The organism is Neobacillus sp. D3-1R (assembly GCF_052180215.1).
Classification (GTDB): domain Bacteria; phylum Bacillota; class Bacilli; order Bacillales; family Cytobacillaceae; genus Pseudoneobacillus.
In genome coordinates this window covers 3,340,406-3,353,456 of record NZ_CP197471.1, presented here as the reverse complement: position 1 = coordinate 3,353,456, position 13,051 = coordinate 3,340,406, and the positions used below count along the sequence as shown (strand labels likewise).

Genomic DNA, 13,051 nt, shown 5'->3' with positions numbered 1-13,051 from the left:
GAATAGGAATTAATCTTTTTCAGTTCGAACGACTAATACATCACATGGTGCGTGTCGTGTAATATTTTCTGAAACACTGCCGATAAATAAACGTTCCACCATATTTAAGCCTGTAGCACCACAAATAATTAAGTCTGCTTTAAATTGCTTTGCCACTTCTTTAGGTATCTTTATCTTTGGGGACCCATAATCGATTTCATACTTAACATCTGTTATTCCTGCAGAATGAGCGAGTGCGATATATCTGTTCATAAGCTCCTCAGCAAACTGATTGGCTCTCTCTGCAATCGTTCTGTCATATGTTTCAACGGTTGCAAAGGTCCTTGTGTCGATAATATGTGCCAATAAAAGTTTAGCTTGATTTCTTTTGGCAATTTCAATCGATTTCTTAAAAGCCCACTCAGCTTCTTTTGATCCATCCACTGCTACTAGAATATTTTTGTACGTTAATCCCATTATTCTCCATCCCCCTTTTTGATTATTTCTACAATTCCATTATACAAAATATTGGAAAGCATAATCTGTAGATAAATTTTGAAAAATAAAATAGATGAAGAATTGGAAAGGGTGAAGAAAGATGCAAAAGAAGGATCCAAGGGAACGTAATACTTTTTTCTATGACGAAGATGGTGCGAATCAAGTTTCGGAGCAAATCATGAACTCTTATAATAGTGGAGTAATTGAACAGGAAGCTGATGTTCAAACGGAAGGGAAAACGGAATTATAAACAAAACAGGCTGATATTAACTATCAGCCTGATTATCTTTCTTGTACTTAAATTGATATGAAAAGATATATACTATTACAGTTAATAGAAAAGAAAGGAAGCTTGGTGACCATTCTCTGGGAAAAGAAAGATAACTTACGACTCCTATAAGGATAGATAGAATAGCTGGCACATTCCAATGTTGGCTATAAAGTTTCTTTAAATCTTTCTCGTTCATCAATCCTTTTTTAATAAATAAATAATCTGCTACAATTGTGGCCGAGATAGGAATGATTAACACACCGAGCAAGGATATGTATTTTTGAGCATGTTCAACAAATATGGGAAAGCAGCTGATTGCTAGAGCAACTATACTAAAAATAGTAGCCGATTTAATTCTACCTAAGGATTGGAAGGTGTTTAATAAACTAAATCCACCTGTATAGGCATTACTTAAGTTAATGGAAATCATAGATGACATGGAACATAATAAGATTAAAAATATGATAAGTTTAGATTGGGATAAATAAACAATAGATATAAATGGGTTCCAATCTTGAAACAAAATGGCCGAAAATGAACCTAATGTAGCGGTAATAATAAACCCAACTAAATTCCCACTGTATAATCCCCAAAATCCAGCCTTTTCTGAACGTGCAAACCTTGCCATATCTGATGATGCGCTCACTCCAGATACGTATTGGACAAATGCGAGGCTAGCAAAAAATAAAAACTGCGAGAGCGACCAGGTACGCATTTCACCGCCTAAAAAGATAGAGGTCGACCAATCGAAATCTTTAATAAGTAAGTAGATTAAGACACATTGGCCAACAATTAAAAATGGTAAAAAGGAACGAATCGCTTTTTTCACTGCTTCAAATCCTACCAAAGCCAATATTCCCATTAGCATAGCAAAAAGAATGGAAATCATTAAAAAAGGAAGTGCCACCCCAAATAGTGCATTAAAAAGTTTGATAAAAACAAGAGAACCCCCAATGGTTTGGACAGCAAACCAGTATAGAGAAGTAATCGTTCTAATTGGCGAAGCGACATATCTAGATAGATTGCTTCCGATAATGCTTCGGATGGCATATTGGGAAGGTAACCCATATTTTGAACCAGGTAAAGTTAAAAACGAAACAAATAAAAAAGCAATGGCAGAACCTAAAACGGTTGATAATATAGCAGGGATTAGTGGTAATTTCCCATTTAGTACAGCTAATGCAGGTACAATGAAATTACCTGAGTTTACAGAAAAGGCTACTTGTAAAATAAAAAAATCAAACCAAGTAGAGTTTTTAAGATGAGTGGGGAGTGGTTCTAATCCAAACTTCTCAACATTAACGGGTAGAATTTTTGCTTGTTGACTCATAGGGGATCCTTTCACGTCACATTTTACTAATATTTCTATATCATATTATAGTAAATATTATTTTTTTACTATTTTTTTAATAGGAAGTTTGATAAAATGTAAGTGCTTTCACTGGGTTTTAGAAAATATTTCTTTCTTCTTTCCCATTAAAGGTGGTATATTATTATCGGTTTAGTTAAAATCTTACAATCTAATAAGATATTTGGGAGGTATACATCATGCGTATTGGGGTACCTAAAGAAATTAAAAATAATGAAAACCGTGTAGCTATGACACCAGCTGGTGTTGTAAACCTTACAAAGTTTGGTCATGAGGTTTATATTGAAACAGGCGCAGGGTTAGGTTCAGGTTTTACTGATGAAGATTATTTCAATGCAGGTGGGAAAATTGTAGATACTGCTTCAGAAGCTTGGTCTATGGAAATGGTTATGAAGGTAAAAGAGCCTCTTCCAAGTGAATATACATATTTCCGCGAAGGTTTAATTCTATTTACATACTTACATCTAGCTCCAGAACCAGAATTAACAAAAGCATTGGTAGACAATAAAGTTGTCGGTATTGCTTATGAAACGGTTCAAACAGCAAATGGGGCATTACCGTTATTAACACCAATGAGCGAAGTTGCTGGTAGAATGTCAGCACAAATTGGTGCCCAATTTTTAGAAAAAGTTCACGGTGGACAAGGTATCCTATTATCTGGCGTTCCAGGAGTTCAGCGTGGTACTGTAACCATCATTGGTGGTGGAGTAGCTGGGACTAATGCAGCGAAAATGGCAATTGGTTTAGGTGCTAAGGTTACTATGTTAGATTTAAACCCAGATCGCCTTCGTCAGTTAGATGACCTATTTGGTGCTGATGTGACTACATTAATGTCTAACCCATACAATATAGCTGAAGCTGTAAAAGAATCAGACTTAGTTATCGGTGCAGTATTAATTCCAGGTGCAAAAGCTCCAAAACTTGTCACGGAAGAAATGATCAAGTCAATGAAACCTGGTTCAGTTGTAGTGGATATTGCCATTGACCAAGGTGGAATTTTTGAAACAACTGATCGTATTACAACCCATGATAATCCTACATACACAAAACATGGTGTTGTTCACTATGCAGTTGCAAATATGCCTGGTGCAGTTCCGCGTACATCAACAATCGCATTAACAAATGTGACTGTTCCATATGCGGTTCAAATTGCTAATAAAGGCTACAAACAAGCTTCACTTGACAATGAAGCGATCCTTAAAGGAATTAATACTCTTGATGGATTTGTAACTTACGAAGCAGTAGCGAAAGACCAAAATCTTGAGTATAAGAGTGCAAGAGAGTTATTATATCTTCAATAGTAGAAAAAAATCCGAGAGCCAATGGTCTCTCGGATTTTTTTTGCCTTTTAAATCGTTACCAATTCTTTAGGGAACTTAGTTAATATTTCAACGCCTTCTTTGGTTACAAAAACATCGTCTTCAATTCGAACTCCGGCTACATTTGGTACATAGATTCCAGGCTCGATGGTATACACCATTCCTTCTTCCAATTTAAGAGAGTTGGTTTCTGTTAAAGAAGGGAATTCATGAACACTAATTCCTAAACCATGACCTAAACGGTGTGGGAAAAAGTCTCCGTAGCCTGCTTCTCTTATAATATTTCTAGCAGCTAAATCTACTTCAGCGCATGTCATACCAGGTTTACTAGCCTCTAATGCTGCTAATTGACCTTTTAAAACTGTTTCATAGATTTCACGCTGTTTCTCGTTAATTTCTCCATAAGCAACTGTACGTGTGATATCCGAACAATATCCATCCACGACAACACCAAGGTCAAATAACACTAAATCACCTTTTTTAATTTTTGTTAATCCTGGAGTTCCGTGAGGTGAAGCAGCATTTGCACCGGTTAATACCATAGTGGCAAATGACATTTCATTTACTCCTTTTTTCTTAAGAGCATACTCAATGGCAGCTAATACATCTAACTCTGTTTTACCTTCTTTAATTTCTTGAACCCCTATTTCAACTGCATAATCAGCAAGGGCACAAGCTTCACGAATTTTTTTAATCTCCTGGTCATCTTTTACAAGGCGAAGGGTACGCATTTTCTCTTCTGCTGGGACAAATGAAGCGTTAGGGAAAAGGTTTGAAACCGCCTCATACCGTTCAACATTCATATGTTCTTTTTCGATAGCAACTTTTTCGATAGATACATTTCTTTTAGCAATTGCCTTTTGAACAAGCTCCCAAGGGCGATCAATATCACTATGGCCGATGATTTCACCTGGCCAACCAGCTCTTTTAGCATCTTCTTTTTCCATAGCGGGACAAATTAAAAAAGGTTCTTCCTCTTGAAAAATAGCTACGCCTAGTAAACGTTCATGTGGTTCACTTAAAAAGCCGCTTAAATAAAAGACATTATCAGGGTTAGTTATAAAGCAAAGCTGAATATTCGAATCCTTCATCCAGCTAGAAATCTTTTTAATTCTTTCATTCATCCTAAAATCCCCCTTGTAAAATAAAAACTATCCTACTTCGAGATTAGCAAGGAAAAGATAAAATGTAAAACGTTTTAAGCATTTCGCAAGGAAGTATAAAATTTTTTTAGGAAGGATATGATGGATTGTTGTAGAAATTAGACAATAACAACCCTAAGAGGAGGAAATAGAAGTGAAATTATCTTATCATGGTCATTCAGTAGTAATGATAGAGACCAATGGAAAAACGATTTTAATCGATCCCTTTATTACAGGCAATAGCTTAACCGATTTAAAAACTGACGAAGTAAAAGCAGATGTGATTATTCTTTCCCATGGGCATAATGATCACGTTGGCGATACAGTTGAATTAGCGAAAAGGAATCATTCATTAGTCATTGCTATGGCGGACCTTGCGAATCTATTAAGCTGGAAAGGGTTAAATGTACATGGAATGTCTATTGGTGGAGCTTATTCATTTGATTTTGGAAAAGTTAAGCTGACTCAAGCATTCCATGGAAGTTCATATGTTACAGAAAATAAAGAAATTATTTATTGTGGAATGCCTGCAGGGATTTTATTCATGGCAGAAGGAAAGACCATCTATCATGCAGGAGATACTGGATTATTCTCGGATATGAAATTAATAGGAGAACGCCATCCAATCGATGTCGCATTTTTACCTATTGGTGATAATTATACAATGGGACCTGAAGATGCGGCTTATGCTGCAACTTTATTGAATGCAAAAAAGGTTGTTCCGATTCACTATAATACCTTCCCTCCAATTAAACAGGATCCACAAAAGTTTATTGAGTTATTGCAGAATGATACCGGTCTAATCATGCAGTCTGGAGATTCGTTCGAACTATAAAAATGAAGCTAATCTAAGGGGAATTTGCCATTAGATTAGCTTCATTTTTTATTATTTTTTGACTGTCTTTCGCATACATATGAAACAAGCTATAAAAAAGGAGGGATATTGAATGAAAAGAAATCGGTATATGTTATGTTTATTATTAGCAGCATTTATGTTATATTTTGCCCTTCCAAAGTTTTCAATTTTTGCTCAAGGGTTAGAAGGGATATTTGCCATAAGCTGGCTTATTCTTGCTTTATTAGTGATTGCGGGAAACCTTTCAGCATTACTGTATGCACCTAAGGGTCAAAAATTAAATGTGGGGAAACCAAAACAAAAAAGAGCTCGTTATCTTGGATAAGTTATTTTCTTGATTTTTCCTAGGTAATGTTTACTCGGCCATATGTTCACTTTATAATAAAATTAACTAATCCTTTTTAGGACGGAAAAAAGCAGGTGAACGTATGGCAACTAAGCATGAACAAATATTACAGTATATTGATTCTCTTCCCGTAGGAGAAAAAATATCTGTTCGCCAGATTGCAAAAGCTATGAGCGTTAGTGAAGGAACAGCGTATCGTGCTATCAAAGATGCGGAAAATAAAGGATACGTAAGTACCATTGAGCGTGTAGGTACAATTCGAATTGAACGTAAGAAAAAAGAGAATATCGAAAAATTAACGTATGCAGAAATTGTCAATATTATCGATGGACAAGTATTAGGCGGCCGAGCAGGCTTACATAAAACGCTTAATAAATTTGTTATAGGAGCTATGCAACTTGATGCAATGATGCGGTATACGGGTGCTGGAAATTTACTTATTGTCGGTAACCGCACTAAAGCACATGAGCATGCATTAAAAGCGGGAGCAGCCGTTTTGATTACAGGCGGTTTTGATACAGAGGATCATGTGAAAAAGCTTGCGGATGAACTACAGTTACCGATTATTTCTAGCAGCTATGATACCTTTACAGTTGCAACGATGATTAATAGAGCTATCTATGATCAGCTTATAAAAAAAGAAATAGTATTAGTAGAAGATATACTAACCCCTGTAGATGAAACCATATGCTTAAAGGTAGATGACACAGTATCGAAATGGCATAAATTTAATCGCGAATCTTTCCATAGTCGTTTTCCTGTTATCGATCATAATCGTAAAATTCAAGGAATGTTAACTTCGAAGGATATTCTTGGACAAGACTCAGATACACATATTGATAAAATTATGACGAAGAATCCTATGACAGTGAGCGGTAAAACAAGTGTGGCATCTGCTGCTCATATGATGGTTTGGGAAGGTATCGAAGTTTTACCTGTGGTGAATGATTCCAATCGATTAGAAGGAATTATCAGTCGCCAGGACGTACTTAAAGCATTACAAATGGTACAAAGGCAGCCACAAGTTGGAGAGACGATTGATGATATCGTCACTAGTCAGCTCGCTTTATCTAGTGGTAAAACAAAAGGGGAAGAAACCTATAAATGTAGTGTAACCCCCCAAATGACCAACTACCTTGGCACCATATCGTATGGCGTATTTACAACTATTGTGACGGAAGCAGCCAATCGTGTATTACGAACGTATAAAAAAGGTGACCTGGTTGTAGAAAATATGACGATTTACTTTATAAAACCAGTTCAAATTGATAGTATGTTGGAGATTTTTCCTAAGGTACTAGAGGTCGGTCGAAAGTTTGGGAAAGTCGACGTAGAGGTTTTCAATGAGGGAGTACTTGTTGGAAAAGCGATGATGATGTGTCAACTAATTGACCGCAGTTAGCAAAACAAAAAGCTGTTTCAGTTGAAACAGCTTTTCCGCTTTGATTAGTTGTGTTCAGCTTCCTCAATAGCTAATGGAAGAAAATATTTGTAAGCCTTCCAGCCAGACCAAATACTTAAACCACCCATTATGATAAAGACCGCTGCTACTATATAGGTAACCGTTGTTTGAAAAAGAAATAGTTGATTGATACCAAATAGTGCGATAAATAAACCGAGTGATATACTAGATTTGGAAGAAATCCATTTTTTTTCAGCTGGTTTGTTGCTTCGTACAAATTTAACTTTATAAAAAAGATAAAATACTAGAGATAATACAATAAAAATGACTAAAATAGGCATATCCAATTCCTCCATGTATGATTCAAACATAACCATGTCTATTTTAACGGTATTTAGATGGAATTACCACCACCAGAATTAGATTCTAATAAAAAAAGGAGACTACAATGAAAAAACAAATACTAGAGACGATTGAACAATTTGATACGATCATCGTTCATCGTCATGTAAGACCAGACCCTGATGCATATGGTTCACAATGTGGACTTGTTGAAATTTTAAAAACGTCTTATCCACAAAAACAAATTTTTGCAGTAGGTAAAGAAGATCCTTCATTGCATTATATGCGCCGTTTAGATCAAATCCCAGATGAGGTATTTACAGATGCCTTGATTATTGTTTGTGATACAGCAAATGAGGAAAGAATTTGCGATACGCGATACAAACTTGGGAAAAAGTTAATTAAAATCGACCATCATCCAAATGAAGATCCCTATGGTGACTTGTTATGGGTTGATACCGAAGCAAGCTCTGTCAGTGAGATGATTTACGAATTTTATTTATCTGGAAAAGATAAAGGATTAAAAATGACAGACGAAGCAGCTCGGTTGTTATTTGCTGGAATTGTTGGGGATACAGGTAGATTTTTATTCCCAAGTACGACGGATAAGACATTTAAATATGCTGGTGAGCTCATTCATTATAACTTTTCTAGAACAGACTTATTTGACAAAATGTATGAACTAAGTCCAAATGTCATTAAATTAAATGGATATATTTTACAAAACTTCGAAGTGAGACCAAGTGGAGCGGCTTCCATGATCCTGTCAAAGGAGATACTAAATCAGTTTGATGTTGAGCCGTCAGAAGCCTCATTATTAGTTGGGACTTTAGGTAATGTAAAGGGAATATTAGCATGGGTTTTCTTTATTGAAGAGGATGACCAAATTAGGGTCCGCCTTCGTTCGAAAGGTCCAGTGATCAATGGGGTTGCCAGAAACTATAAAGGTGGAGGTCACCCATTAGCAGCCGGTGCTTCTATTTATAGTTGGGGCGAGGCAGATCATGTTCTAAAAGAAATAGATGAAGTTTGTTTAAAAAGTTAAGAGAAGGCAGCTGCCTTCTCTTAATTTATCAGGTAGCTAAGTGAATTTCTAATTGAATATGAAGAGTGGTAAAAATATAGATTTCCTTCATTTCCAAACGATAGCGTTTCCCATTAATTTTGACCACTTTATGTTCAATTACTTTCTTAAGCAGGTCACGACTCTTATAAACCGTTTCTAAATCTTTGGCTATCATAATCTTTAAATCCTCTTTAACGCTTTCTTCTACTTCGTAAACACTAAAAACATCTAGTTTATATTTATCAGCATTCATTACTTTTATTTTTACATCCTGAATCGTTATTTTCTCTTGCGTCTTTTTGTTAAGAGTCTTAAATTCTTCCTGCCATATTAATTTTTCAGATTTATATTCTTTAATCGCTTCTTCCTGTTCTCGAATGAGTTTTGAATGTTTCTCTTGCCAAACACCAAAAATAAAAACAAATATACACCAGCTAATTACACTTCCTACAGCCATTCCTGTAAAAAAACGACGCCATTTTTTCCATAATTGCCAAGAAGGAATTCTCATAGTGTTGTATGCTCCTGCGTTAGCCAGTAGATGAGCTTAGCTCCTGTCTGAGCCCCGCCCATCGCTGACAGAATAAGAATAAATTGCTTGAAGAGATCTTTAGTTCCTCCCTCAAGAAATCCTTTCTCAAAACTATAAACTGTATCAAATGTTCCGCCAATCGCAGCAATAATCGCCCAAATTCGTAAAGCAGAGGAATATCGGAAGATGGCTGTTAAAGGAGGCTGTCCAGTTAAAAAGGCTGCAATTCCTCCGATTAATGAACCTCCTAATATAACTCCCAAGGCTAGAAAGTAACTTTCAATTAGAGAAGGAAAGAAACCAATTTCTTTCATCGTATAACCACCTGTCCTAAAACTAGCATTACTTCATCATATGGACATAAGGCACAGTTTATGTTAGTGAACCCAAAACAAACCTCATAGAAAAATGAGAACATATTTTCCTTTTTTACCTCTTAGTTCTATAATAAGATTAAGGATTACTTTGAAGGGTGCGATCGAAATGTCTTTTATTCACCTTCATGTTTATAGTGCATATAGCTTACTTAGCAGTACGATCCAAGTGGAACAACTTGTGAAAGAGGCAAAGGCAAAAGGATTTCCTGCCTTAGCTTTAACGGACCGAAATGTTATGTATGGAACCATTCCTTTTTATAAAGAATGCTTAAAACATGGAATAAAGCCAATTTTAGGGTTAACTGCAGATGTCTTAAATGAAAAAGATGAAAGTTTTCCATTTGTCCTCTTAGCCAAAAATGAAAAAGGGTTTCATAATCTCTTAAAAATATCGAGTGTTATTAAAACCAAATCTCCAACGGGCATACCGATAAAATGGTTAAAGCATTATCAGGAAGGATTAATTGTTATTTCACCCGGTATAGAGGGAGAAATAGAAACCCATTTATTAAATGAAAATTATTCTGATGCCAAAACAGCTGTAGAGAAGTATATTAAGATTTTTGGAAAAGATGATTTTTACCTCTCCATTCAGGACCATCTACTTTTAGAGGAAAAAAGAATACATAAAAGTTTAATGGATTTGGCCAAGTCTACCGGGATTAAAACGGTAGCAACCAATCAGGTATACTATCTTCACCAAAATGACGCATTAGCTCAAGAGTGCCTATTAGCTATAAAAAACGGCGATAAATTACAGGATGATCACCGTGAGAAGTTGGGGAGTGACCAATATTACTTCAAATCAAGGCAGGAAATGGTAGAGTTATTATCGGGATATCCTGATTCTCTAGAAAATACCATTCAAATTGTAGAAAAGTGTAATGTAAGGATTACGCTTGAAAATAGACATTTACCTAAATTTCCAACAGAAGGTTCCAAAACAGCAGATAGCCTTCTAGAGGAGGTATGTCTAAAAGGACTAAATTCTCGTCAGATAGGTTCAAATCCCATCTATTTAGAAAGATTGAATTATGAAATGGCTATCATCCGTAAAATGAGATTTAGTGATTATTTTCTAATTGTTTGGGATTTTATGAGATTTGCACGTGAAAAAGGAATCTTAACTGGACCTGGAAGGGGCTCTGCGGCTGGCTCACTCGTTGCGTATGTTCTACAAATTACGGATGTTGATCCGATCGAACATGAACTGTTGTTTGAGCGATTCTTAAATCCAGAACGCGTTTCTATGCCTGATATCGATATTGACTTTCCAGATCATTCTAGAGATGAGGTTATTCATTACGTTGCTAAAAAGTATGGTGAATTACATGTAGCACAAATCGTCACCTTTGGAACATTGGCTGCTAAGGCTGCCCTGAGAGATGTAAGCAGAGCATTTGGGTTTAACCCAAAAGAGTTAGACCAAATATCTAAGCTAATTCCTTCCCGGTTAGGCATTACATTGGAAACTGCCTATCAAGAATCGGAAAGTTTACGGAAATTTGTAAAAGAAAATTCCTTGCACGAGAAACTCTTCCATACAGCTTTAAAAATTGAAGGGTTACCACGGCATACATCTACCCATGCAGCAGGTATTGTGATTAGTGAAGAACCACTAGTGAATGTGATTCCGATCCAGTCGGGCTCACAAGAAGTTTTTTTAACACAATATTCAATGGAATATTTAGAGGATGTTGGCTTGTTAAAAATGGATTTTCTAGGATTAAGAAACTTAACGTTTATGGAATCCATATTAAAAAATATCCATAGAGTAACAGGTGAAAAAATAGATATTCGCTCTATTCCACTAAACGATTCAAAGGTCTTTGATCTATTGTCTAATGGAGATACAACCGGTATATTTCAATTGGAATCAGAGGGTATGCGAAAAGTGTTAATGAGGCTGAAGCCTTCACAATTTGAAGATATTGTAGCGGTCAACGCACTATATCGCCCGGGGCCAATGGAAAATATTCCTCAATTTATTGAGCGAAAGCATGGGATTCAACCAATCGTTTATCCAAATACGGATTTACAGCCTATTTTAGAAAAAACGTATGGTGTTATTGTTTACCAGGAGCAAATTATGCAAATAGCTTCTAAAATGGCGGGTTTTTCCCTTGGAGAAGCAGATTTGTTAAGACGTGCGGTGGCTAAAAAGAAAAAGGAAATTTTAGATGAAGAAAGGGAGCATTTTGTAAGCGGAGCACGAAAGAGAGGATATACTCTTGAGGTATCCAATGAGATTTATGATCTCATTGTAAGGTTTGCTGATTATGGATTTAACCGTAGCCATGCAGTCGCTTATAGCTTGATTTCCTACCAATTGGCTTATTTAAAAGCTCATTACCCATTATTTTTTATGACTTCCTTATTAACTTCTGCAATTGGAAATGACTCGAAAATAGCTCAATATATTCGCGAAGTGAAACAAATGGATTTTAAAGTACTCCCGCCGTCTATTAATTATAGCGGTTATTCATTTCATGTAGATAATGGAGCTATTCGTTATAGCCTTGCAGGGATAAAAGGTATAGGTGCTACGGTTTTAAAAGAAATTTTTCAAAAGAGAAAAATAAAAAGATTTGAAGATTTATTTGATTTTTGTATGAGGGTGTCAACTAAAATTATCAATCGAAAAGTCTTAGAATCACTTGTCCATTCTGGAAGCTTTGATGAATTTGGAATGGACCGATCAACCTATTTAGCTAGCTTAGATGTTGCGATGGAACATTCACAGTTGGTGAATCCGGATGATACAGCCCAAATTGATTTCTTTTCAGAAGAGGAATTCTTCTTGAAACCAAAATACGTTGAGATTGAACCTCTTCCTATCGAAGAAAAGCTTAGATTTGAAAAAGATGTTTTAGGCATCTACCTTTCTGATCATCCATTATCTATAAATGAAAAGGACCTTGCATTAACCGGTGCCATTCCTCTTATGAATATCAAGGATAACGCTAAAAGTGTTTCTGTAGGGATTTATATCAATGATATAAAGAAAATTAGAACAAAAAAAGGAGAGCCGATGGCTTTTTTAACCATTTCTGATTCTACTGGAGAGATGGAAGCCGTTGTTTTTCCGAAAGTTTACAATAAGATTATGTCGGATTTAAAGCAAGGAAATATATTAGTCGTAAGTGGAAAAGTGGAGCAGCGAACAGATTTAAGCCAATTAATCATACAGGATGCAGTAAATATGGAGGAGTGGCTTGAAACAAATAAAAGATTCAAAGCAACGCTTTACTTGAAGTTGAAAGAAAGTAAACAATCCGTAGAAGAACTTCAAAAGTTAAAAGCTTTATTTAGACAAAATAAAGGAGATACAAATATTATTCTTTTTTACGAAGGGCTAAAAAAGACGGTGTTGCTGGAGGATGCATATCATATTAATCCTACAAAACAACTTATCCAGAAATTAAAAGAGTTTCTTGGAGAAGAGAATGTCATCCTAAAGGAATAGTCTTTACAACTTCTTTAGTTATGTTATATTGGTAAAGAGATTATTTGTGGTCTGACCACTTTATTCTGAGACAAAATGATAATTCC

The 13,051-nt window shown here is 35.7% G+C and carries 13 protein-coding genes; 7 read left to right on the top strand and 6 right to left on the bottom strand.

Features of this window, described 5'->3' with window-relative positions; translation table 11 throughout:
• Positions 1-9: 9 nt before the first annotated feature.
• Positions 10-456: a universal stress protein gene (locus ACSBPO_RS17235; RefSeq protein ID WP_442595463.1), complete on the bottom strand. Its 447-nt coding sequence runs from the start codon at positions 454-456 to the stop codon at positions 10-12.
• Positions 457-577: 121 nt separating this feature from the next.
• Between ACSBPO_RS17235 and ACSBPO_RS17230 the strand changes: the two genes are divergently transcribed.
• Entirely contained in the window at positions 578-727 is a 150-nt protein-coding gene (locus tag ACSBPO_RS17230; protein ID WP_442595461.1) for a hypothetical protein, read from the top strand.
• Positions 728-743: 16 nt separating this feature from the next.
• Here the strand turns inward: ACSBPO_RS17230 and ACSBPO_RS17225 are convergent, their stop codons facing one another.
• Positions 744-2,078, bottom strand: a complete 1,335-nt coding sequence (locus ACSBPO_RS17225) for a purine-cytosine permease family protein (protein ID WP_442595459.1) — start codon at positions 2,076-2,078, stop codon at positions 744-746.
• Positions 2,079-2,296: 218 nt separating this feature from the next.
• On the opposite strand from ACSBPO_RS17225, the gene ald reads away from it, so the two are divergent.
• A complete protein-coding gene (ald, locus tag ACSBPO_RS17220) occupies positions 2,297-3,418 on the top strand; it encodes an alanine dehydrogenase (RefSeq protein ID WP_442595457.1) in 1,122 nt (373 codons plus the stop codon).
• A gap of 47 nt (positions 3,419-3,465) precedes the next feature.
• On the opposite strand, the gene ACSBPO_RS17215 is transcribed toward ald, so the two are convergent.
• Positions 3,466-4,560 (bottom strand): M24 family metallopeptidase, encoded by a 1,095-nt coding sequence (locus ACSBPO_RS17215; RefSeq protein ID WP_442595455.1) that lies wholly within the window; start codon positions 4,558-4,560, stop codon positions 3,466-3,468.
• A gap of 172 nt (positions 4,561-4,732) precedes the next feature.
• On the opposite strand from ACSBPO_RS17215, the gene ACSBPO_RS17210 reads away from it, so the two are divergent.
• The 3 genes from ACSBPO_RS17210 to ACSBPO_RS17200 all read left to right on the top strand — a co-directional run bounded on the left by ACSBPO_RS17210 (position 4,733) and on the right by ACSBPO_RS17200 (position 7,182).
• Complete coding sequence (locus tag ACSBPO_RS17210) at positions 4,733-5,413, top strand: metal-dependent hydrolase (protein WP_442595453.1); 681 nt, start codon at positions 4,733-4,735, stop codon at positions 5,411-5,413.
• 112 nt (positions 5,414-5,525) lie between these two features.
• A complete protein-coding gene (locus ACSBPO_RS17205) occupies positions 5,526-5,759 on the top strand; it encodes a hypothetical protein (protein ID WP_442595451.1) in 234 nt (77 codons plus the stop codon).
• A gap of 103 nt (positions 5,760-5,862) precedes the next feature.
• Positions 5,863-7,182 carry a DRTGG domain-containing protein gene (locus tag ACSBPO_RS17200; protein ID WP_442595449.1) on the top strand — a complete coding sequence of 440 codons (1,320 nt, stop codon included), beginning with the start codon at positions 5,863-5,865 and terminating at the stop codon, positions 7,180-7,182.
• 44 nt (positions 7,183-7,226) lie between these two features.
• On the opposite strand, the gene ACSBPO_RS17195 is transcribed toward ACSBPO_RS17200, so the two are convergent.
• A complete protein-coding gene (locus ACSBPO_RS17195) occupies positions 7,227-7,523 on the bottom strand; it encodes a YtpI family protein (RefSeq protein ID WP_442595447.1) in 297 nt (98 codons plus the stop codon).
• 107 nt (positions 7,524-7,630) lie between these two features.
• Here ACSBPO_RS17195 and ACSBPO_RS17190 point away from each other — a divergent pair, with 107 nt between their 5' ends.
• Positions 7,631-8,569 (top strand): DHH family phosphoesterase, encoded by a 939-nt coding sequence (locus tag ACSBPO_RS17190; protein ID WP_442595446.1) that lies wholly within the window; start codon positions 7,631-7,633, stop codon positions 8,567-8,569.
• A gap of 28 nt (positions 8,570-8,597) precedes the next feature.
• Here the strand turns inward: ACSBPO_RS17190 and ytrI are convergent, their stop codons facing one another.
• Positions 8,598-9,101, bottom strand: coding sequence for a sporulation membrane protein YtrI (ytrI, locus tag ACSBPO_RS17185; protein WP_442595444.1), 504 nt, complete (start codon positions 9,099-9,101; stop codon positions 8,598-8,600).
• A complete protein-coding gene (locus tag ACSBPO_RS17180; RefSeq protein WP_442595442.1) occupies positions 9,098-9,436 on the bottom strand; it encodes a YtrH family sporulation protein in 339 nt (112 codons plus the stop codon). Before ACSBPO_RS17180 ends, ytrI begins: the two co-directional genes overlap by 4 nt.
• Before the next feature lie 169 nt (positions 9,437-9,605).
• On the opposite strand from ACSBPO_RS17180, the gene dnaE reads away from it, so the two are divergent.
• On the top strand, positions 9,606-12,965 hold the full coding sequence (gene dnaE / locus ACSBPO_RS17175; protein ID WP_442595440.1) for a DNA polymerase III subunit alpha: 3,360 nt from the start codon (positions 9,606-9,608) through the stop codon (positions 12,963-12,965).
• The last annotated feature ends 86 nt before the right edge of the window (positions 12,966-13,051 follow it).